The organism is Bacillus sp. T-10(2022), from assembly GCF_056502895.1.
In genome coordinates this window covers 3,637,755-3,660,515 of record NZ_CP113518.1, presented here as the reverse complement: position 1 = coordinate 3,660,515, position 22,761 = coordinate 3,637,755, and the positions used below count along the sequence as shown (strand labels likewise).

The 22,761-nt window shown below is 40.2% G+C and carries 21 protein-coding genes and 1 riboswitch; of the genes, 19 read left to right on the top strand and 2 right to left on the bottom strand.

Annotation, left to right across the window (positions count from 1 at the left end; genetic code table 11):
- Positions 1 to 202 precede the first annotated feature (202 nt).
- The 7 genes from resA to OSJ91_RS17780 all read left to right on the top strand — a co-directional run bounded on the left by resA (position 203) and on the right by OSJ91_RS17780 (position 8,338).
- Entirely contained in the window at positions 203 to 733 is a 531-nt protein-coding gene (gene resA / locus OSJ91_RS17810) for a thiol-disulfide oxidoreductase ResA (protein WP_144478468.1), read from the top strand.
- Positions 734 to 751: 18 nt separating this feature from the next.
- On the top strand, positions 752 to 2,401 hold the full coding sequence (resB, locus tag OSJ91_RS17805; protein ID WP_413018763.1) for a cytochrome c biogenesis protein ResB: 1,650 nt from the start codon (positions 752 to 754) through the stop codon (positions 2,399 to 2,401).
- Complete coding sequence (ccsB, locus tag OSJ91_RS17800; protein ID WP_350299392.1) at positions 2,394 to 3,572, top strand: c-type cytochrome biogenesis protein CcsB; 1,179 nt, start codon at positions 2,394 to 2,396, stop codon at positions 3,570 to 3,572. The genes resB and ccsB overlap by 8 nt, the downstream gene beginning before the upstream one ends.
- A gap of 297 nt (positions 3,573 to 3,869) precedes the next feature.
- Entirely contained in the window at positions 3,870 to 4,586 is a 717-nt protein-coding gene (locus OSJ91_RS17795; RefSeq protein WP_101222452.1) for a response regulator, read from the top strand.
- Entirely contained in the window at positions 4,583 to 6,376 is a 1,794-nt protein-coding gene (locus OSJ91_RS17790) for an ATP-binding protein (RefSeq protein WP_350302907.1), read from the top strand. Before OSJ91_RS17795 ends, OSJ91_RS17790 begins: the two co-directional genes overlap by 4 nt.
- A 212-nt stretch (positions 6,377 to 6,588) precedes the next feature.
- The gene (gene sigX / locus OSJ91_RS17785) at positions 6,589 to 7,149 is read left to right on the top strand and encodes an RNA polymerase sigma factor SigX (RefSeq protein WP_098370848.1); all 561 of its coding nucleotides are present in this window, start codon (positions 6,589 to 6,591) and stop codon (positions 7,147 to 7,149) included.
- Positions 7,115 to 8,338 carry a hypothetical protein gene (locus tag OSJ91_RS17780; RefSeq protein WP_350299391.1) on the top strand — a complete coding sequence of 408 codons (1,224 nt, stop codon included), beginning with the start codon at positions 7,115 to 7,117 and terminating at the stop codon, positions 8,336 to 8,338. Before sigX ends, OSJ91_RS17780 begins: the two co-directional genes overlap by 35 nt.
- Before the next feature lie 107 nt (positions 8,339 to 8,445).
- Here OSJ91_RS17780 and serA read toward each other — a convergent pair whose 3' ends face one another.
- Positions 8,446 to 10,020 (bottom strand): phosphoglycerate dehydrogenase, encoded by a 1,575-nt coding sequence (gene serA / locus OSJ91_RS17775; protein ID WP_485890165.1) that lies wholly within the window; start codon positions 10,018 to 10,020, stop codon positions 8,446 to 8,448.
- Between the two features lie 340 nt (positions 10,021 to 10,360).
- Positions 10,361 to 10,497: riboswitch (FMN riboswitch) on the top strand.
- A 165-nt stretch (positions 10,498 to 10,662) separates the two neighbouring features.
- On the opposite strand from serA, the gene OSJ91_RS17770 reads away from it, so the two are divergent.
- On the top strand, positions 10,663 to 11,244 hold the full coding sequence (locus OSJ91_RS17770; protein WP_101222448.1) for an ECF transporter S component: 582 nt from the start codon (positions 10,663 to 10,665) through the stop codon (positions 11,242 to 11,244).
- A 121-nt stretch (positions 11,245 to 11,365) separates the two neighbouring features.
- Here the strand turns inward: OSJ91_RS17770 and OSJ91_RS17765 are convergent, their stop codons facing one another.
- Positions 11,366 to 11,614: a ferredoxin gene (locus tag OSJ91_RS17765; RefSeq protein ID WP_034308087.1), complete on the bottom strand. Its 249-nt coding sequence runs from the start codon at positions 11,612 to 11,614 to the stop codon at positions 11,366 to 11,368.
- A gap of 290 nt (positions 11,615 to 11,904) precedes the next feature.
- On the opposite strand from OSJ91_RS17765, the gene OSJ91_RS17760 reads away from it, so the two are divergent.
- From OSJ91_RS17760 to OSJ91_RS17710, 11 genes are all read left to right on the top strand, one after another.
- Complete coding sequence (locus OSJ91_RS17760) at positions 11,905 to 12,966, top strand: YpbB family protein (protein WP_350299389.1); 1,062 nt, start codon at positions 11,905 to 11,907, stop codon at positions 12,964 to 12,966.
- Positions 12,966 to 14,474 carry a RecQ family ATP-dependent DNA helicase gene (locus tag OSJ91_RS17755; RefSeq protein ID WP_485890164.1) on the top strand — a complete coding sequence of 503 codons (1,509 nt, stop codon included), beginning with the start codon at positions 12,966 to 12,968 and terminating at the stop codon, positions 14,472 to 14,474. Before OSJ91_RS17760 ends, OSJ91_RS17755 begins: the two co-directional genes overlap by 1 nt.
- Positions 14,464 to 15,090, top strand: a complete 627-nt coding sequence (locus OSJ91_RS17750; RefSeq protein WP_485890163.1) for a CPBP family intramembrane glutamic endopeptidase — start codon at positions 14,464 to 14,466, stop codon at positions 15,088 to 15,090. The genes OSJ91_RS17755 and OSJ91_RS17750 overlap by 11 nt, the downstream gene beginning before the upstream one ends.
- Positions 15,068 to 15,862: a LysM peptidoglycan-binding domain-containing protein gene (locus OSJ91_RS17745; protein ID WP_485890162.1), complete on the top strand. Its 795-nt coding sequence runs from the start codon at positions 15,068 to 15,070 to the stop codon at positions 15,860 to 15,862. Before OSJ91_RS17750 ends, OSJ91_RS17745 begins: the two co-directional genes overlap by 23 nt.
- A 142-nt stretch (positions 15,863 to 16,004) precedes the next feature.
- Positions 16,005 to 16,463, top strand: coding sequence for a YpbF family protein (locus tag OSJ91_RS17740; protein ID WP_350299385.1), 459 nt, complete (start codon positions 16,005 to 16,007; stop codon positions 16,461 to 16,463).
- 95 nt (positions 16,464 to 16,558) lie between these two features.
- The gene (locus tag OSJ91_RS17735; RefSeq protein WP_485890161.1) at positions 16,559 to 17,374 is read left to right on the top strand and encodes a metallophosphoesterase; all 816 of its coding nucleotides are present in this window, start codon (positions 16,559 to 16,561) and stop codon (positions 17,372 to 17,374) included.
- A 98-nt stretch (positions 17,375 to 17,472) separates the two neighbouring features.
- Positions 17,473 to 18,366, top strand: a complete 894-nt coding sequence (locus tag OSJ91_RS17730) for a MerR family transcriptional regulator (RefSeq protein WP_485890160.1) — start codon at positions 17,473 to 17,475, stop codon at positions 18,364 to 18,366.
- A gap of 67 nt (positions 18,367 to 18,433) precedes the next feature.
- A complete protein-coding gene (locus tag OSJ91_RS17725) occupies positions 18,434 to 19,009 on the top strand; it encodes a genetic competence negative regulator (protein ID WP_101222440.1) in 576 nt (191 codons plus the stop codon).
- 269 nt (positions 19,010 to 19,278) lie between these two features.
- Positions 19,279 to 20,556, top strand: a complete 1,278-nt coding sequence (locus OSJ91_RS17720) for a Glu/Leu/Phe/Val family dehydrogenase (RefSeq protein ID WP_048681753.1) — start codon at positions 19,279 to 19,281, stop codon at positions 20,554 to 20,556.
- Positions 20,557 to 20,708: 152 nt separating this feature from the next.
- Positions 20,709 to 21,677: a YpdA family putative bacillithiol disulfide reductase gene (locus tag OSJ91_RS17715; protein WP_350299382.1), complete on the top strand. Its 969-nt coding sequence runs from the start codon at positions 20,709 to 20,711 to the stop codon at positions 21,675 to 21,677.
- A 27-nt stretch (positions 21,678 to 21,704) separates the two neighbouring features.
- Complete coding sequence (locus OSJ91_RS17710; RefSeq protein WP_485890159.1) at positions 21,705 to 22,670, top strand: asparaginase; 966 nt, start codon at positions 21,705 to 21,707, stop codon at positions 22,668 to 22,670.
- The last annotated feature ends 91 nt before the right edge of the window (positions 22,671 to 22,761 follow it).

Below are 22,761 nucleotides of genomic sequence, written 5' to 3'. Positions count from 1 at the left end.
ATTTTTCCTGTATTGATAGGTTGAAACCACTACCCCATTCCCTTCCTTGAAGAATGGGTGGTGGAAAACAACCTGTAAATACCTTTTCCTTCATGAATCGGGAAAGAATGTCACAAAACCTTCAGAAATGTAAATAAAAAGGACATGTCGTTAAATGGTATAATGGTATGGTTAAATTTAGTGTGGCCTTAGGAGGATCTCTATGGATAAAAAGAAGCGACGCCTAATTAGCAGAACCATCATTCTCCTGCTTTTAGGTGCAGCTTTAGTGTTTGCCCTTTATACGAACTTCACTAAAGATAAGAATGAGAGTCTGAGAAAAGGATCCGATGCACCCAATTTCGTCTTGACTGATATGGAAGGCAAAGAGCATAAACTTTCCGATTACAAGGGAAAAGGCGTCTTCCTGAACTTTTGGGGTACATATTGCAAGCCGTGTGAATATGAAATGCCTTATATGGAAAATCAATATAAAAACTTTAAAGACCAGGGCGTTGAGATATTGGCGGTTAATGTCGGGGAATCTGACTATGCTGTCAATAATTTCATTACAAAGCATGATCTTACCTTTCCTGTCATGATCGATAAAGGTAGGGAAGTGGAAAATGCTTATCGCGTGGATATATTGCCTGTCACCTTTTTGGTTGATAAAGAGGGGAAAGTGATAGATATCATCACCGGAGCTTTGACAGAAGAGAGCATCCAAAAGCATATGGAGAGAATTAAACCATAATATTGGGGAGTTTTTGACATGAAAGAAGTAAAGTGCGATTGTGGTCATGTAAATCCGTTTGGCACAAACATTTGTGGGAAATGCGGTATGGTGCTTGATAACGAAAAAGAAAACAAGCTTATTGATATGAGATATGAAGGAAGTGCCAGGCGTTCACAAACATATAAAAAAACGATCATCGATAAAATATGGAACTTCTTTTCTTCCGTTAAGGTCGGGGTGACGCTCATTGTCATTGCCTTGATCGCTTCAGCTATCGGGACGATTTTACCCCAGGAAATGTACATCCCTTCAACAGCTACGCCTGCAGAGCATTATGAACTGGAATACGGCTGGTTCGGAATGGTGTATTATGAACTCGGGTTTCATAACTTGTATAGTTCATGGTGGTATTTGATTATCATAGGCATGCTGGGCATATCACTATTGATTGCCAGTATCGACCGGTTCTTTCCGTTATATCGATCGTTAAAAAAACAAGGGGTCACACGCCATGACGGGTTCATGAAACGTCAGCGGATTTACGGGGTGACAAAGCTGGAAGACCAAGATATAAACCTTGAAGAAGTAAAGGATAGACTAAAAAGGCAGCGTTATCATATACGTGAGGAAAACGGTCATATACTTGCCGAAAAGGGGCGTTTTTCACGTTGGGGACCCTATGTAAATCATATTGGACTTATCATTTTTTTAATTGGAGCATTATTGCGTTCCGTCCCTGGGATGTATATCGACAAAGTACTTTGGCTGCGTGAAGGCGAGAGAAAAGAAATCCCGGGTACAAATGGTGAATACTACCTCCAGAATAATGAATTTACCTTAGAGGTGTATGACAAAGAGAATGAAGAAGATGAGCAGTACAGTGCTGCAATTGATAAAACCGGTACGATCGCAAAAACCTATCAATCCGATGTTACGCTCTATGAGCGCAAGGGAGAAACCTTACCAGGGGAAAAAGTGGACCTTGAAAAGCTTAAAGATTATAAAATCAAAGTCAACGAACCTTTGAAACATGATCATTATGCTCTCTACCAAGTAGACTATAAACTGGATGAGCTCAGCACGATGGCTTTTAATTTGATAAATAAAAAAACTGAAGAGAAATATGGCAGCTTAAAGGTTGATTTGAACAACCCTCAAAAGAAATACGAGTTGAAAGAAGGATATTCCGTTGACTTGATCAGTTACTTCCCCGATTTCGAGTTCGATGAAAAAGGCGAGCCTAGAACGATATCGAAGATTCCGAATAATCCAGCATTTATCTTTAAAATGCATACTCCGGATAAGCCAGAGGGTGAAGTCAGTTTCGTGGCAATTAAGGAGACTGTGGAGCCTTTAGGGGAAAACACTTATAAAATGGCTTTTAATGGTGTGGAAACCCAAGATGTCACGGCTTTGACCGTCAGGAAGGATTTAACGCTTTGGATCCTATTCACGGGTGGAATCATCTTCATGATCGGCGTTATCCAAGGGTCTTATTGGAATCACCGGCGTATATGGATTAAGAGGAAAGATGATGAGATACTTTTGGCCGGCCATACAAACAAAAACTGGCACGGCATTAAAAGAGATATAAAACAAGCGATAGAATCAACATCACTTTCCGAACCAATGGATCAACTTGAAGAGGAGAAATCTTCTAGTAAGGGGGAAGTTTTAAATGGCTGAACTAAGCAGTAACCTTTTATATGCGGCTTTCATTTTATATCTGATCGCTACCTTTTTATTTGGGGGATCGATCAAGGATAAACGCGGAGCGGAGGAAAAGAAACAAAACAAATGGGCTAAGCTGGGCATTTTCATCACCATTATCGGATTTGCAGCGCAAATCGGGTATTTCATCACAAGATGGATTGCTGCCGGCCATGCCCCGGTAAGTAACCTGTTTGAATTTACGACCTTTTTCGGAATGATGCTGGTCGGTGCTTTCATACTAATTTATTTTCTTTATAAAACACCTGCCCTTGGGCTATTCGCTTTGCCGATTGCGTTATTGATAATCGCATATGCAAGTATGTTCCCTACAGAGATTTCGCCACTCATCCCTGCCCTGCAGAGTGATTGGCTTCATATTCATGTAACGACTGCAGCGGCAGGACAGTCAATCCTTGCCATAAGTTTCATTACTGCCATCATTTATTTAATCAAATTCGTCGATCAGACACAATCAAGCAAAAGAACGTTCTGGCTTGAAGCCATCATGTTTACATTAGTCTGCACCCTCGGTTTCGTCATCATCACTTCTTCTTTTGCTGCCATGGATTATAAGGCGAATTTTGATTGGGTCGATAAACATGGTGCCGAGGTCAAACAGGAATTCAACCTGCCGGCATTGGTAGGTCCAAATGAAGGGAAACTCATCGAGACGGATCGGTTTGAACCACTGGTGGACATGCCTGCACTGATCAATGCCAAGAAACTGAATACTGTAATTTGGTCAATCGGTGCGGGACTCGTCCTGTATGGTTTAATAAGGTTGATTGCTCGCAAAAGAGTGGCAGCATTGATTAAACCGATCGTTAAAAATGTGAATTTGAATTTATTGGACGAGATTAGTTATCGTTCGGTTCTTATCGGTTTTCCGATCTTTACACTCGGTGCCCTCATTTTTGCAATGATCTGGGCTCAAGTGGCCTGGACACGATTCTGGGGCTGGGATCCGAAAGAGGTCTGGGCACTGGTTACTTGGTTGTTTTATGCGGCTTTCTTGCATCTGCGCATGTCAAAGGGGTGGCAAGGGGAAAAATCAGCTTGGCTTGCCGTAATCGGTTTTGCCATCATAATGTTTAACCTGATATTCGTAAATCTAGTTATTGCTGGTTTGCATTCATATGCTTGATTCTGTATTGTAATATTTAGATGAAGGGGGTCTTTTGATAGAAACGTCGATGAGTTGGTTTATCGGTTTTTCTGGAAAATGATCCCTTTTTTTCGTCACTCCCTTTAATAAAACAATATTTCGTTGAAATAGCATTTATGAACTCTTAGTAGCGGTCGAAGTCTTTTTTTGTGACAAAATGGTGAAAGGTTCATGGAACCCATGCGAAATACGCTTTTTATCGTACTTTGTGAGGAAAAAGTATTAGTCATGGAAGTTTTCATTTTGTAGAATATATGAATAGGAGGCTGATACATAATGTATAATGCTATTAAAATTCTCGTGGTGGATGATGAGGAAAGAATCCGCCGGCTGCTAAAGATGTATTTGGAAAGAGAAGAATACATGATCGATGAAGCTGAAAATGGAGATGTTGCTTTAACAAAAGCCCTTGAAAATGATTATGATTTAATTTTATTGGATATTATGATGCCTGGTAAAGATGGAATCGAAGTTTGCCGTGAGTTAAGGGAAAAGAAAACGACACCGATTATCATGCTGACTGCTAAAGGTGAAGAAGTGAACCGCGTTCAAGGGTTCGAAGTGGGAACCGATGATTATATCGTAAAGCCTTTCAGTCCCCGTGAAGTCGTGTTAAGGGTTAAGGCTTTATTACGTCGCTCATCAAGCACAAGTTACATGCAGACGGAAACGACGGCAAAAGATGTGATCGTCTTCCCGCATCTAACCATTGATAATGATGCCCACCGTGTACTTGCGGATAACAAAGAGGTTTCATTAACACCAAAAGAATATGAATTATTATATTTCTTGGCGAAATCCCCAGATAAGGTTTTCGATCGGGAGCAATTGTTAAAAGAAGTGTGGCACTATGAATTCTTTGGAGATCTTCGAACTGTAGACACGCATGTTAAACGCTTACGTGAAAAATTAAACCGCATATCCGAAAACGCAGCCAAGATGATTGTCACCGTTTGGGGTGTAGGTTACAAGTTCGAAGTCGTAAATGACTGATGCTATGGGGCAGTGTTGTAGGGAAGCTATGGGCAACGATCCTATTGCTCGTTTCGTTTGTATTAATCGTTTTAACCGTTCTGCTGGTCGAATTCTTTGAGAATTTCCAAATTGAAAATATTGAAAATGATTTAACCAAAACCGCTGAACAAATCATTAAGGTTACCAATGAACATCAGGGATCCAGCAATGAGGTTTTACAAATAGCTTCGGAACTAATAGGCAACGAAGCGAAAATGATCATTCTCAATGATGACAAAATGATATTCTCATCCACCGGAGGAGATAATGAGTTCGAAATCACACCGGAACTCATAAAAAAAGATTCTGAATTACTGAAGGTTTTTACGGAAAGAAAGACTGTGAAAAAGGAGATGGCGCTTTCCGATGATGCGGGTAACGAGGGATTGTCAGCAATCGTAGTAGGCATTCCACTTGAATTGAATGGGGAACAGGATGAAGTTTTTCTATTTCAATCGTTGGAGTCCATGGAAGAAACCACAAAATCCACTACACAGTTCATTTTATTGGCAGCGGGCATCGCCATTATTTTGACAACGATTTTTGCTTTCTTTTTATCCACAAGAATCAATGCCCCATTGGTGAAGATGAGGGAAGCCGCCCTAGCGATTGCCCGAGGGAAATTTGATACAAAGGTTCCAATTCTGACTCAAGATGAAATCGGTGAGCTGGCCATAGCGTTTAATCAGATGAGGAAGCAGCTGAAATTCAATATGAATGCACTTAGTCAGGAAAAGGAACATCTCTCAAGCATTCTTAGCAGTATGGCAGATGGGGTCATTACCTTCAATAAAGATGGCACAATTCTTGAAACGAATCCGCCCGCGGAAAGGTTTCTGCAATCCTGGTACTTTGAAAAGGGCTATAATCGGGAAGATAATGTGAATGTCCCCTTGGTTTTAATGAATCTTTTTGATGAATCAGAATCCTTCGATAAGGAGAAGGTCGGTGAAATCACCTTGCAGGGCCGTGATTGGGGATTGATCGTCAGTCCGCTATATACAAATGCCGACAATATTCGGGGAGCGGTGGCCATCATACGGGATATGAGTGATGAAAGACGTATGGACAAACTTAGGACTGATTTCATAGCGAATGTCTCCCATGAGTTAAGAACGCCGATTTCAATGTTGCAGGGGTATAGTGAAGCGATTGTAGATGACATTGCGAGCAGTGAAGAGGAAAAGGTGGAAATGGCCCGCATCATCTATGATGAGTCTTTGAGAATGGGACGTTTAGTCAATGATCTGCTCGATCTTGCTAAATTGGAATCGGGTAAAATGAACCTTAGCTATGAATGTGTACCTATTTCTCCTTATTTAAAGAGGATTACAAGTAAGTTTTCCGGGCTGGCTAAAGAAAAAGGGATCACAATATCAGCCAGTCTTGAAGATGATCAAATTCAATGGCATTTCGATCCGGACCGTATTGAACAGGTTTTGACCAATTTAATTGATAATGCGATTCGTCATACTCCTCCAGGAGGTAACATTGATGTCATTCAGAGGACAAGTGATCGAAGGGGTCTAATCATTGATGTGAGGGACTCTGGATCTGGAATTCCCGAAGAAGATCTGCCTTTTGTTTTCGAGAGGTTTTATAAAGCGGATAAAGCAAGGACCCGCGGGCGTTCGGGCACCGGATTGGGTTTGGCAATCGTAAAAAATATAATCAATGCCCATGATGGCTTCATATCGGTAAACAGTTTACCTAATAAAGGGACAACGTTCAGTTTTATCCTGCCTCGAATTATGGAGAATGCTGAATGAATGACGGGTGGCTTGCCAAAAAATCTTGTTTCATAAGGAACTGAGAAGACAAAGGCAATTGGATTTCTTTCCAACTTGTCTTTGTTTTTTTTAGGAACAGATAAGTCCCGAATCTGTGGAAATTAACGGAATTTTATAATAAGATAAAAGCCGAAGTATGTAACTTTTGTTTAGGTTTGACGACTATATTTATGAACGGATGTGGGGAAATGATGGATTCCGTTTTCCACGATCTTTATGAGAAATATCATCAGGAAATTTATCAATTCATTTTTTATATGACAAAGAATCGAGAAACGGCTGAGGACCTTGTTCAGGAGGTCTATATCCGGGTGATGAAGGCGTATGAACGCTTCGAAGGAAAGAGCAGTGAAAAAACGTGGATGTATTCGATTGCTAGAAATGTGACGATTGATTACTTTCGGAAACAAAAAGGGTGGAAAGACAAAATCTTTCCTAACTTTGATTGGGATAGGCAATTGATAAAAGATAAAGAACCCATTCCCGAAGAAGTGGCTATCATGAACGATGAAATCCAAGATATTTATCAATGCTTAAACCGGTGTACCACGAATCAAAGATCCGTCATCATTTTACGATATATTCAGGGATTGTCCATTACGGAAACTGCTGAAGTATTGAATTGGAGTGAAAGTAAGGTAAAAACAACCCAGCACCGTGCTTTGAAGGCTATTAAAAAGTTGATGGAGGATTTATCAGGAAAGGAGGGCCACCGCATTGAGAAGATCCCGTTGGAAAGAAAGCGAAATTGAAGACTTGCTCCGAGAGCTTCCGAAATTTAAAGATGACCGAACCAAGTCAGAGGTGTTTGCGAGAATACATGATAAAAAGAGAAAGAAACACTGGATACCTCTAATTGCGGGTGTTGCCTCCTTATGCTTAATGGTTGTTTTGGCATCATCGTTAATTATTGAAAAAAAAGGAACGACAAGTCAAGAAGGCAGCGGCAGTAGTGGGAAATTATCTCTATCTGAAAATAAGGAAACGGCAGATCATGAACGGCAGGATGCAAGCAACAAAGAAAATCCTCCAGAAGATAAACAGGATTATCAAGAGTTTTCGAGTAAGCAAGCAAAAATCGAATCCAAAGACGAGGTTTCAGAAATGGAACCCGGAAAAGGGAAAAAGGAAAAAAACTTTGCACAAGCGATCTATCAAGATGACCTAAACAATGCATCGATAATTACGATGGGTATCCCAGATGATCAAATGAATTTCATCGTTCCCGTTTCAATGAAACTCAAACATTATAATCAAAATGATACATTGAAACAGTTAGTTAATCAAATGTCCGATATTAATGAAGAGCGATATGGGCTATCTGACTATTTTCCACTTGATATAAAGATAAGCCAAGGAAACGATACGGCAACTGCTCATATTGATTTTCAAGAAAAAAGCCAACTATTGGATGAAGATACACTTTTTCTCCATTCGATGGAGGTAACGCTTTCCTATAATAATATAGAGAAAATGACATTTTCTACAGATGGTAAGCAAGGTGCGATGTTTGCGCATGCGGGATATTTAAAGGAGGTGGATATACCTCATCAAAAAAATCGCACATACCTGCTTTACCAAAAGGATGAGTCCTCCCCAAGGTTTCTTGTTCCAAGCAATATGGGATATCAGGACTTTGAGGAGGCGCTGCAAGCTGGAAAAGGGGAGGCAGACATCGAGGGAATTTCACCTGCAATCCCGCCTGACCTGAAATGGGAAAGGATAAGCTCTAAAGGAAATCTTGTGATCATTCAATTATCAGATCAAGCTGCTATTGAAAATAGTGAGGAATCCCTTCAAGCTTTAGAAGCCATACTCTTCATAGCTAAGGATTTTGGCTTTGAAAAAGTGAAATTTGAAAATGCTCCTATTGAAGAGGTGGGCCAGCTGAATTTAACTGAAGACATATTGGTGCCCGAAGCACCGAACCAGGTGAATTGATGCAGGAAGCCAAGACTAAATGATGGTACGTTATCAACACCCTGACTATTTGGCAAAAGCCCCTTGCATTAAGAAAAAAGTGCCCGCGCTGACGGGCACTTTTTTTCTTATAATGAAATACGGGCCATAAACGTAATTTCTTCTGTTTCCATTAAAAATTGTTTCATGTTATCTTCCAATGGTAAATCAAAGCTCAAAACCATGATGGCTTCCCCGCCAGCTTCTTTTCGGCCAACCTGCATGGTGGCGATATTCACTCCGTGATCACCCAGGACCTTACCTACGTTACCGATTACACCAGGTTTATCGGTATGCTGGATATAAAGTAAATTCGGTTCTGGATGAAAGTCGATTTTGAAACCATTCAAACTTACAATTCGAGAACCGTAATTTTCGATATAGGTCCCACTGATTGTTAATTCACGGTGGTCACCTTTTACTTTAAGGCTGATCAAATTCGAGTAACCTAAAGAGTCTGTAGAGATTTTTTCACCAACGGTTATGCCACGCTCTTTTGCGATCAACAAGGCATTCACTTCATTGACTGATGCATCGACTCTTGATCTGAAAAATCCAGAGATTAGACTTTTTGTAAGAATCGCTGTATCGAAATCCAATGATTCACCTGCATACGTAACGGAGATTTCCTGAATTCCTTCATTCATGCACTGAGAAGCAATGGATCCCATTTGCTGAACAAGTTGATAGAATGGCTGTACCTTTTCAAACACTTCTTTAGATATAGCTGGAAGGTTGATCGAACTTGAGACTGGATTTCCTTCGAAAAAGGTCAATACTTCTTGGGCAACCTGTACGGCAACATTTAATTGGGCTTCTTTAGTGGAAGCACCCAGATGCGGTGTAGCAATGACGCTTTCCAATTCAAGCAGTTTATGGCCAAGTGGAGGTTCTTCGACGAAAACGTCCAGTGCAGCCCCTGCAACATGTCCTTGAACTAACATTTCATATAAATCATCTTCGTCCAGAATACCGCCCCGGGCGCAGTTCAGTACATAAACCCCTTTTTTACAGGTAAGCAGTTTTTCTTTATTGATTAATCCTCTTGTTTCATTCGTAAGTGGTGTATGAACAGTAATGATGTCTGCTTTAGGAAGCAATTCATCTAACGGCAGGGCCGTTACGGACATTTTCTTTGCACGATCGACAGTAAGGAACGGATCATAGACAATGACATCCATGCCGAATACCTTAGCGCGTTTGGCAATTTCCCCTCCGATACGTCCAAAGCCAACTATTCCTAATGTTTTACCACGCAGTTCAGTACCCGTATATGAAGAACGTTTCCACTCCCCATTCTTCAGTGAAGCATAAGCTTGCGGAATGTGGCGCATTAATGAAGCCATCATGGCGAATGTATGTTCAGCTGTTGAAATGGTGTTTCCGTCAGGTGCATTAACCACGACAATCCCGCGTTTTGTCGCCGAGGGGATATCTATGTTATCAACACCGACACCAGCGCGTGCTATAATTTTTAGCTGCGGCATACGGTTCATTAAACCCTCCGAAACCTTCGTAGCACTTCTTACAAGAATTGCATCAATCTGATCAAGTTCGTTTGCAGCTTCCTCTACGGTCTTTTGAATGAGATGAATATTGGATGCCTCAGATAGCGGTCCGAGTCCTTCTGGTTTAATGGCGTCTGCTACTAAAATCCGATACACGTCTAAACACCTTCCTAGGAAAAAATTATCTTAAATTTCAGTTAATTTTACAATTGAAATGCTGAATATGTCAATTTGGCTTAAATGGATGTAAGCGCTTAATAGGATGGTTATCTTCTGATCATCTGTTTAATGTCGCGATATAAATGGCTTCATCAAGGATTGAATAATATAAAAAATAATTTTCAATATTATGAATTTTAATTTTGTGCCTCCACTATTTGTTTTAAGCCATTCACTGTGACGATCGATATTCATCCTGAATGAATCAACTGAGAAAAAAAGTGCTATCAAAAAACAGGTAATTCAGATATAATGGGGAGTATAAAAAATTTTATAGATCTATCTTCGGGGCGGGGCGAAATTCCCCACCGGCGGTGATGAAGGAAATTCCTCTTCTAAGCCCGCGAGCCTTACAAGGCAGGATTTGGTGCGATTCCAAAGCCGACAGTATAGTCTGGATGGGAGAAGATGGAGGTTCCTGAGTGCGTTTCAACAGTTATTTGCTGAACGTTTGTTTGATGTAACCTTTAATTTATCCCTTTAATTCTATTGGAATTAAAGGTTTTTTTATTGAGCATCAACATATTTTGGAACCCTAACCTCTTTTTCAGGTAGATCGGAAAAGAAGGAGAGAGACCTATGAAAAAGAACAAAGTGAAAAAAACGGTCACACTTGCCATGATGGGAAGCATTTCTTATTTATTGATGCTTTTAAATTTCCCGTTTCCGGGATTCCCGCCTTTTCTCAATGTTGATTTTAGCGACATACCAGCACTGATGGCGGCATTAATTTTCGGACCGATGGCTGGAATTCTAGTCGAGTTCATTAAGAACCTATTGGATTTAGTCATGACAGGGACCTTGACTGCTGTACCTGTGGGGCATATCGCTAACTTTATAGCCGGAATACTGTTTGTCTTGCCGACTTATTATGTATTTCAGAAAATCAATTCAAAAAAAGGGATGACATTCGCTTTACTTGCGGGGACAGTTTCCATGGCAGTATTCATGAGTGTTTTAAACTATTATGTCTTTTTACCGGCTTATACTTTCTTTATGGGATGGGATGCAATGTCGGCACCAGAGTCAAGAAAGCTCGTTACGACGGCAATCTTGCCTTTCAATGTGATAAAAGGCGTACTCATCACATCTGTATTCATGTTGCTGTTCATTAAATTACAGACATGGATCAATAAGCAAACATTATATAAAAATGCTTAATAGCATTGACGATATAAAAAACAACCGATATTCGTATTCGGTTGTTTTTTTATGCCTGTTTAATTTTGGTATGGGGAGATGGCAAAAGAAAAGCCATTTTCGATTGAAAATGGCTTGTACGTTATTCGAATTTAAGTGCATCTCCGTCAAATGCCTCATCAGCAACTTTAATAGAATCCGTTGGGCATCCTTCAAATGCATCCATCATGTCATCTATAAGTACATCAGGAATTTCAACGATTCCCTCGTTATCGTCAAGGGTAACAAATGCAATCCCTTCGTCATCGTAATCATATATATCTGGTGCCGCTGCTCCGCAAGCCCCACAAGCTATGCATGTTTCTTTATCCACAATAGTAAATTTAGCCATGAATATAACCCCTCCTAAGTTGATTGACAACTGATAATCTTTTTATTTCAGATTATTATCTCTTTCTTATTGTAAGACCCAATGCCAAACTTTTCAATAGAAATTGTATTGATAATAACTATCATGTAGCACAATGTCAACGGAAAACATCGAAATAATTAACTTGGTTCTTTCCATGATTCGTCATTTAGTCACATAATTTCCCTTGTATTCATTAATAATAACGGCGATTTTTGCAGTTATTTGTTACAATGGGTTTATTGGTTAAATGAAACAAGGATGTGAGTCCCATGAATAATTATCTACAGGCCATCATTCTATATGCGATAAAAAAATTTCAAGGCGAACGCTCCATTTATGCTATATACCATATGCTGCAGGGGAAGAAATCGTCACAAACAATCCAGGATGCCCATTTATTCGGGCTAACGGATATTTTTGGGACAATACCTCGATTTACCCGTCAGCAATTAAATCAAAACATTGAACATTTACTTAAGCATGACTTGATTAATTTAACGGATAAACCAGATGCATATGAAATTAGTATGCAAGGAGAGGGAATATTAGTCGATTACTTTAAAAATAATCCTTTTCCGGCGTATATAAATGGTTGGAAGTATCACAATATCACCCCGGTTTTCTGGGGAAGGTTAAACTTACTCATTCAAACCATATCCCATATTGTCCACAATGAAAGACGTTTTTATCCGATACAAAGAAATCCTAAAATCCAATTCTTCGTAAAGGAATTTTTACATGCCAATCGTCAGGATCGAGCGTTGATTGCCCAACACCTATATGATGAATTGATATCCCTTTTAGAAAGTCAAAGTGATATGAAACGAGACATTTTCATTTTGAAAATAACCGGGATTAACAGGATTGGACTTACCTTTGAACAGATTGCAAAAAGGAAAGACGTAGAAGAAGAGTATGTTCGCTTTACTTTCCTTGACTCATTGCATCAAATGCTTGCTGAAATGGAAACGGGAAAGGATTACCCTCTCTTGTCCACATTAACAAATGATTGGAAAAGTAGTGGAAATCCTCATTTGACACAATCTACAAAGACTACTTTACGATACATCCAGGAAGGGAAAAGTCTGGGTGAAATAGCTGAAATCCGCAGATTGAAAGTCAACACCATCGAAGATCACCTCGTAGAAATTGTCTTATCGGACAAGAGTTTTCCGATTTCAGATTATGTGACTATCGAGGATGAGCGGAAAATTGCTGAAGCAATTAAGGAACTTGGAACGAAAAAGCTTAAAGCAATCAAGCAGATGGTCGATAATAAACAGATAAGCTTTTTCCAAATAAGACTTGTACTTGCGAAAATAGGTGAGTGATGATGAATATAGAACGAGTCCTCAAAGAAAAATTCGGTTTTGATGAATTCCGTCCTGGACAAAAGGAAGTGGTTGAATCATTGATGTCCGGCAATCATACCTTAGCGATGCTACCGACCGGATCAGGTAAATCATTATGTTACCAGCTGCCGGCTTATCTTTTTAATAAGACTGTCCTAATTGTCTCCCCGTTATTATCATTAATGCAGGATCAGGCAGATCAACTGAAGATGAGTGGCGAAAAAAGTGTATTGACCCTCAACTCTTTTTTGACATTAAATCAAAAAAGGAAAGCTTTCGACCGGTTGCATAGTTATCGTTTTATCTTTTTATCTCCTGAAATGCTAAGCTTGGATGGTGTGATAAAATCCTTGAAATCCATAGATATAGGCTTGTTCGTCATAGATGAAGCACACTGCATCTCACAATGGGGGTATGATTTCCGTCCGGATTATTTGAATTTAGGAGAAGTGAGGCGTGAATTGAGCAATCCGTTGACTCTTGCCCTGACAGCAACTGCAACCGATGAGGTTCGGAGGGACATCGTTGGTAAACTCAATATTGAGCCGGTCAATGAAACGGTCTCTTCTGTTGATCGGGAAAATATTGCAATTATTGTCGAGCGAATGTTCAGCTACGATGAGAAGCTAGCACGTGTGCTGGAGCTTGTCAGGAAATTTACCGGAAGCGGGATTATTTATTTTTCCTCTAAAAAAGTGGCAGAATATGTCACAGGGTTTTTACAGGAAAACGGGATCGATAGTGTCAATTATTATCACGGTGGAATGGAACAGGAACAAAGGTTGCTCATTCAGCAGCAATTCATTTCCGGCCAGTTAAAGATTATATGTGCAACAAGTGCTTTTGGAATGGGTGTGAATAAATCCGATGTCAGATATGTTATCCATTTTCATATCCCATCGACGATGGAATCATATCTTCAAGAGATAGGCAGGGCGGGACGGGATCGGAAGCAAAGTGTGGCTGTCTTATTATATAGCGAAGGGGATGAAGGGCTTCCGCTGCATTTGATGGAGCAACAGTTGCCTTCGGATTCGCAAATCGATGGTGTATGTTCTTTCCTTAATGCAACACAAAAGATGCCGGGGAATTTGACCCTCTCAGAAAAAGAACAGCTATCTCAATCCTTTTCGTTAAACGAAGTCCAGCTGCGTTTTTTTACCCAGTTTATAACGGGCAATAACCAGAATCAAGTGGCTGAGATGAAAGAGTATTGTCAAAAGAGGAAATCCAGGAATCAAGAAAAACTGCATAAATTCCTGCACTGGATCTATGCACCGGAATGTCGACGTTTAGGAATACTGGACTACTTTGGAGAAGAGCATCGGGAAGTGAATCCCATCTGCTGTGATATTTGTGGGATGGATACCGAAAAAATGGTTGATGTATGGCCGGAAGTCAAGGTGGATCCGGTTAATTCCTTTTCCTCGTGGAAAAAGGAATTGGCTTATATCTTATTAAAGAAGGAAAATGGCAATGAAAAATAAGCAAGCTGAAATGATTAAACAACTTACAGATAAACAGTTGCTATATAATTTGTTTCTTACACAAATTATTCTCTTAACGTTAGCCATCTTTTTAGGTATTATTTTATTTAAAGACCGTTCTGCCTTTTTCGACTTATTTATCTATGATGACCTGAACATTTTGCTGATTGGAATTCCCGCAGGAGTCATTGTCGTGCTATTAGACTTATTGCTTATGAAAGTGACACCCTCTTCCTATCAGGATGATGGTGGTATTAACGAACGCATTTTCAGTAATTTGTCATACCCGATGATTTTTGTCGTAGCTTTAGTGGTAGCGATAAGCGAAGAATTATTATTCCGTGGAGTGCTGCAAACACATTTTGGTTTGCTTCTTACGAGCCTCATTTTTGCAGCCGTTCATTATCGTTACCTTTTTAATTGGTTTTTATTTTTAAATGTTTTGGTTTTGAGCTTCTTTATCGGTTTTCTATTTGAAATGACTAATAATATCATCGTGACGATTACGGCCCACTTTTTGATTGACTTTATCCTTGGTATATTAATCAAGAACAAAAAGCAAAGAGGGTTGAGCAAGAAAGGGGGTGACTTGAATGAGCCGGGTACAAAAGAATGAAAAAGAAAATGATCAGGCTGGTGAACTTCGTTCGCGAATTGAACGTCAGAAGGCTAAATCATCATTGCCCAAGCGCAGCAAAGTCCACCAGAATAAAAAGAAAAAAAGTAAAGCGAAGATTAAGTTCCCAATGATACAATTATTAGCGTTATTTTTTATTTTGCTTCCAATTGGATTTTATACCCTTTATACATATCTGCAGGATAGGCCTGTACCTGTTACGAAAAATGACCAAGTCGTCTTAAAAGAGGAAGATAAAGAATCGATTCCTACTACAGCAACGGCAGAAGATTTAAAGGGAAAAGAGTCGGCAAAGGCTGACGAGGAGAAGGAAAAAGAAGAAGCAGAGGCTAAAGCCAAAGCGAAGCAAGAAGCTGAAGAAAAGGCCAAAGCGGAGCAAGAAGCTGAGGAAAAGGCCAAAGCGGAGCAAGAGGCTGAAGAAAAAGCAAGCGCGAAGCAAGAAGCTGAGGAAAAGGCCAAAGCGGAGCAAGAGGCTGAAGAAAAAGCCAAAGCACAGCAAATAGCTGACGAAAAAGCAAAGAAGGAAGCAGCAGATAAGAAAAAATCTGCCGAAAATGTTCAAGCCGCGAAAACGGATAAAGAGGGATACAAAGTTGTCTTACATACTGTTCAAGGTCAAGAAACATTATTTCGCATTTCCATGAACTACTACAAATCCCAGGAAGGGATTGCTCTGATCAAGGAGTGGAATGGGCTGAATGGCAATGAAATTTCCAAAGGTCAAGTATTGAAAATTCCGATCAAGAAATAACGATGGCACTCTGTCTTTATAGGCAGGGTGTTTTTAAAATTGCTTTACTTGGCCCGGTATGAAGCCAAACGTGACAGGTACTTAATCATTTTTTCCTCTATTCTTTCATATCATGATTTGAAAGAGTAGAGGGGGAAATGCGATGGAATCGACAATCATTTTATTGGATGAGAAAACGGATCAAGCAACAAAACAAATGCTGCAGAATGTCGTGGATCGAAAGAAAAAATTCGAGGCACTTAAAAAGAAGCACCTGCAAAGCTTATGGGCAACCATGATTGTTGCTGCCCTTTTTATGATTTATCTTTATTTATATATCGTTGTACCTTATTCCTATTCCTTTTTCAGTATGTTTAGTGTTTTCGTCGATCATTTTAGCCATTTCCTTTTTTTGGCGGCAGCAATTGGCCTATACGGATATATGGTTTTAATTAAAAAAAAGCTTGATAAAGCTGAGAAGGAGTTTCAACTGCTACGCTGTGAAATCATTAATAAAAGTAAGCAATTATGGGAAAAAGAGGAAGAATGGAAAAATCGCCACAAGGTTTTTGAAATGATGAAGAAGAATTATGATATTAACTTATATCATGAAAATAAATGATGGGCGTGTAAAATCATATTTAATTGCGGGTAATTTGGTTTTATGGTTATATGAAAGTACGTTTGGGATAAGGATGGAAAGAAGGTTTAACTAAGATGTATTGGTTATCTGGATTATTTTTAGTCATCATTCTGCTGTCATTTGCCACGGTCATTTACATGTGGCGTACGGCTATGCAAGATAGGGTGATTTTTCAAGACTTATATTTCAAAGACTTTCCAGAAGGCTTTGGCGATGTTCGGATTTTTTTCATTTCCGATCTTCATCGACGGATTGTTGCGGATAAATTAATTGAGGAAGTTCGTGACAAGGCAGACTTGGTGATAATCGGCGGTGACATTAGGGAAAGCGGGGTTCCCTTAGAACGTGTGGAAAAAAATATATTGAAACTAAAAGAACTTGGCCCCCTTTATTTTGTTTGGGGAAATAATGATTATGAAGGAGATTTCCATGAACTGGATGCGACTCTTCTGAAACATGGTGTGAAAATCCTTGATAATACAGCTGTTTCCTTTGAGTCTCAAAATGGCAGTAAAATAGCTCTTCTGGGCATTGATGATATATCGGAAGAACGTGATAGGCTTGACCTTGCACTGTCGGATTGCGGGAATGAAGGTTTTCGGATTTTGGTGAGCCATAATCCATTGGTCAAAAATCAGTTGACTCCGGAACACCATATTAGTTTTGTCCTGTCAGGTCACACCCATGGCGGGCAGATTCGCATATTCGGATTCGGGCCCTATCAGATCGGCAGCATTAAAAAAGAGGGGGATTGCTTATATATGACGAGTAATGGCTATGGGACAAGCGCAGTGCCTTTAAGGCTTGAGGCTAAGCCAGAAACGCACCTGTTCACCCTGAAAAGGGGGACGGACACTGAAATAGGCGAAGCGGTGGAAAAAACCTATTAGGCTGCTTTTAGACGAGCATATCGGGATTTTACAGACTTTGAAAAATCCACTATAATTTCAACAAATGATCGTACAGTTATTGGAGGCCTTGTAAAACCATGCAAGAAGGTAAATATAATATAAAGGCAGTTTCAAAACTGCTGGACATTCAGCCGGGAACCCTAAGGGCATGGGAAAGGCGCTATAAATTTATCGAGCCTGTCAGGAATGAATCAGGGCACCGGCTTTATACAGAAAAACATCTGCAAATCCTTAAGTGGCTCATCAATAAAACAGAGCAAGGTTTTACAATAAGCCAAGCCGTTTCACTTCTCGAAAGTACTGGCACTAAAGCGATTGGAGTTCCTGAAACGAGCCGTAAGGATGAACAAACGGTTAAGTTATCGGATGAATTGATCGAAGCTCTATTAAATTTCAATGAAAATAAAGCCCATATGCTGATAAGCCAAGCATTCAGTATGTATACAATCGAACAAACCATAGTTGAAATACTCGGTTCAATATTGGTTCAGATAGGGGATAAGTGGGAAAGGGGAGAAATTACTTCCGCTCATGAACACTTTGCGTCGAACATCCTAAAATCCAGGATCAGTTCAGTCATGCATGCGATTCCGACTAATGGTTTCCTTCCGAAAGCCCTTACCGTTTGTGCTCCCGGTGAAAAACATGAATTTGGACTGTTGGTCTTCACCATTTTTTTGAAGCGGAAAGGGTATGAAACCATTTATTTAGGTGAATCCATTGCTGATAAGGACCTTTTCACCGTTTTAAACATCATAAAGCCCTCATACCTATTCATGTCATGTTCACTGAAAGAGAATCTTGATGGAACATTCATGCTGGTTGAAGCGTTAATAAAGGATTTCCCGGAGTTGAAGGTGGGTCTTGGCGGCGCGGCGCTGAGCCTTATATCCGAAGAAAACCGTACGGCCTTCAGCGAAGTTTTAATGGGGGACACGCAATCTAAATGGGAGGAATGGCTGGTGAAATAATGGATATGCACCCTGCGACCAAGGCTTCATATGATGTATGAAGATGGTAACCAGGGGGCATTTTTTTATGAAGCTGGAGCGATTAACTAATAATAAAATCAAGATTTTTTTGACCCTTGATGATTTAATTGATAGAGGCATTACCAAAGAAGATATTTTAGGGAATTCCTTAAAGGTCCACAAGCTATTTCAGGATATGGTCGAAGAAGCATGCGAAGAACTCAGCTTTAAAATGAGTGGCTCCATTGCAATTGAAATTTTCTCCTTGCCTGCTCAAGGATTGATAATCATTGTGACAAAGGACGAAGAAGAATTATTGACAGATGAAGAGGAGTACTTGGATTTACAAGTGAAAATTGATGACTTCCCCCATATTCTGTATGTTTTCAATGACTTTGAAGATATCGTCCAATTATCTCATAGATTATCTTTTCAAGGTTTGCTTAAAAGTACTCTTTATCATTTTGAGGGAAGATACTATTTACTTATCGAAAATGTTAAAGACACCACCTATGACACGGTCATATCTTTAGCGGCTGAGTATGGCCATGCATCTACATTGACACTCTGCCGCATCAATGAATACGGAACATGTATAATCGAAAATGAAGCGATACATGTTTTGCTCACACACTTCAGTTGATGTAAAACGAATGAGACAAGGCGGCCACATTAGGAAAAAACAATGCGGTTTGCCTTATTTGTCTCAACTCTCGGCCGAAGAAGATATACGGTTAAAGTGTATGAAAACAGTTGATATGATAACGTTTTCATTTTTAGAATATTTCTAACTTTTAAATTCCCGTTTTTACTCTTGCATATCTGTAACGAAGGTGTATACTAGCACATGAAGAGGACTATTTGTACATTATAGATTTTATATATGGATGAGATTTTCTAGGAGGTACTTTAATGGAATCGGCAAAAGGCAATAGCCATGTAAATGAAGAAGAAAAACACGACGTACTGAGGTCTACCCAAACTGTAATACATAAAGCTTTGGATAAGCTGGGTTACCCGGAAGAAGTTTTTGAGCTGTTGAAGGAACCATTGCGCTTATTAACGGTGAAGATACCAGTCCGCATGGATGATGGATCGGTTAAGATTTTCACGGGTTACCGTGCACAGCATAACGATGCTGTTGGGCCTACAAAAGGTGGTATCCGTTTTCACCCTAATGTAACGGAACGTGAAGTGAAGGCATTATCCATTTGGATGAGTTTGAAATGCGGCATCGTTGATTTGCCATACGGCGGGGGTAAAGGCGGTATCGTATGTGATCCTCGTAATATGTCATTCCGTGAGCTTGAAAGGCTGAGCCGGGGCTATGTTCGCGCAATTAGCCAAATCGTTGGGCCGACTAAAGATATCCCGGCACCTGATGTGTTCACAAACTCTCAAATCATGGCTTGGATGATGGACGAATACAGCCGTATGGATGAATTCAACTCGCCAGGATTCATTACGGGTAAACCGCTAGTGCTTGGTGGTTCCCATGGTCGTGAATCAGCCACTGCCAAGGGTGTAACGATTTGTATCAATGAAGCTGCCAAGAAACGCGGCATCGATATTAAAGGGGCACGGGTCGTCATTCAAGGTTTTGGTAACGCCGGTAGTTTCTTAGCTAAATTCATGCATGATGCAGGTGCTAAAGTTATTGGGATTTCGGATGCATATGGTGCTCTTCATGATCCTGAAGGCTTGGATATCGATTATCTTCTCGATCGGAGAGATAGTTTCGGAACCGTAACGAAATTGTTTAAAAGCACAATTTCAAATAAAGAACTGCTTGAATTGGAATGTGATATTCTAGTTCCGGCCGCAATTGAAAACCAAATCACTGAAGAAAATGCTGCTGATATCAAAGCATCGATCGTTGTCGAGGCAGCTAACGGACCAACAACAATAGAAGCGACACAAATCCTGACGGATCGCGGAATCCTTCTTGTTCCTGATGTCCTTGCTTCTGCTGGTGGTGTAACGGTTTCTTACTTCGAATGGGTACAAAATAACCAAGGATATTACTGGTCTGAAGAAGAAGTGGACGAAAAGCTGGAAAAAATCCTTGTGAAATCCTTTAATAACATTTATGAACTTGCACAATCAAGACGTGTAGATATGCGCCTTGCTGCCTATATGATTGGCGTAAGAAAAATGGCTGAAGCTTCTCGCTTCCGTGGTTGGATCTAAAAGATTCAATTCATGTATTAATTTATAGTTAAAATCATGTTCATTGCTTTATCATTGAAATGATTTGTAAAAACTCCTATCATGTATTGATAGGAGTTTTTATTATTTAGACGAACGAATTACATAGTGCATGGAAAGGCAGTGGAATAAAGATGAATGTTGAAGAAGTCATTATCATAGGTGGGGGCCCTTGTGGATTGGCTGCTGCAATCGCTCTTAAAGAAGTGGGAATACAGTCCCTGATCATTGAAAAAGGCAATGTGGTAGATTCCATATACCGTTATCCGACACATCAAACATTTTTCAGTTCGAGTGAAAAACTGGAGATTGGTGATATCGCTTTTATAATCGAAAACCGTAAACCGGTCCGCAACCAGGCGCTAGCCTATTATAGGGAGGTAGTCAGAAGGAAAGAATTGCGGGTTAATAAATTCGAAAAAGTGGAAAAAGTGGAAAAGCGTGAAGATGGGAAGTTTTTAGTCAAGACATCGAAGAGTGACTATACAGCTCTGCATGTCATCGTATCGACCGGATACTATGATCATCCGAACTATATGTGCATACCGGGTGAACAGCTTCCTAAAGTGTTTCATTACTTCAAGGAGGGCCACCCCTACTTTAATTGTGATGTAGCCGTCATCGGTGGCAAAAACTCAAGTGTGGATGCAGCTCTGGAATTGGTCAAATCAGGAGCAAGGGTTTCAGTCCTTTATAGAGGATCGGATTACTCTTCAAGTATCAAACCTTGGATCCTTCCCGAATTCGAATCATTGGTCCGCAATGGAACGATCAAGATGGAGTTTAATGCGAATGTTGACAGTATAACGGAAGACAGCGTCATCTATCATGTAGGTGATGAGGAAAAAGTCATTAAAAATGATTTTGTATTTGCTATGACTGGATACCATCCTGACCACTCATTTTTAGCTTCAATGGGCATTACTATTGATAAGGAAACTGGAAGGCCCGCATATAACGAAGAAACGATGGAGACGAACGTTAAAGGTCTTTATATTGCAGGAGTTCTGGCAGCCGGAAATAATGCGAACGAAATCTTCATCGAGAACGGCAGGTTCCATGGTGGATTGATTGCTTATCACTTGGCTGTTAAAGAAAAGTGAATTATATAAATAAGGAGCTGGGACCGTATGGAAAAAATATCATTAATAACGACTGGTGGGACTATTGCCAGTAAAGCAACTGCAAATGGTATGTTGGCCTCTGGTGCATTGACTGGCCATGAGTTGGCATCACTTTGCGAATTGCCCAACGATATCGAGGTTAAAGTGGTTGATCTTTTCCAGATTTCAAGCATGTCCATGTCCTTCGAGAAAATGCAGCAGCTTAAATCAGCCATTCAAAAGGAATTGGAGGATCCTGATGTTACGGGAATCGTCGTGACCCACGGTACGGATACACTTGAGGAAACGGCTTATTTCCTTGATGTCACGACTAAGGATCAACGTCCAATCGTAATAACCGGCTCACAACGTTCTCCTCAAGAGGTGGGCACCGATGTGTATTCCAATCTAAGGAATTCGATATTATGCGCTGCGAGTGATCTTATAAGGGACGTCGGCGTAGTAGTCGTTTTTAATGAGCGGATCTATTCAGCCAAGTATGTCAAAAAAGTTCATGCTTCCAATTTGCAGGGTTTCGTATCTTTTGGCTATGGATATTTGGGGATAATTGATAATGATGTCGTCAGCATCTATCAAAAACCATTACATAGGGAGTACTATGATATTCGGGATCGCATTCCAAGGGTGGATATCATCAAGTGCCATACAGGCTCTGATGGCCTCTTTATTGATGCTGCGGTTGCAAAAGGTGCGAAAGGCATCGTGCTCGAGGGTGTAGGAAGGGGACAGGTTACCCCTGTAATGGTGACTTCCATACAGGCTGCAATCGATAAAGGCATAACGATCATCATGACTACAAGTGCGGAAGAAGGAAAAGTTTACCCAGCTTATGATTATGAAGGCAGCGCATTTGATCTAAAACAACGCGGCGTGATATTAGGCGCTGACTATGACAGCAAGAAGGCCCGGATTAAGTTAGCTGTCATGCTGGCAAGCGAAAACACTATAGATGAGACCTTCTTTAAGTACTGAAGGATTAAATAAAATTTGGAAGACTTGATTCTTGGATTCAGTTTTTCTTCAATCCATGGTACGATTAAGGAAACGAAGATGAAAAGAGGGT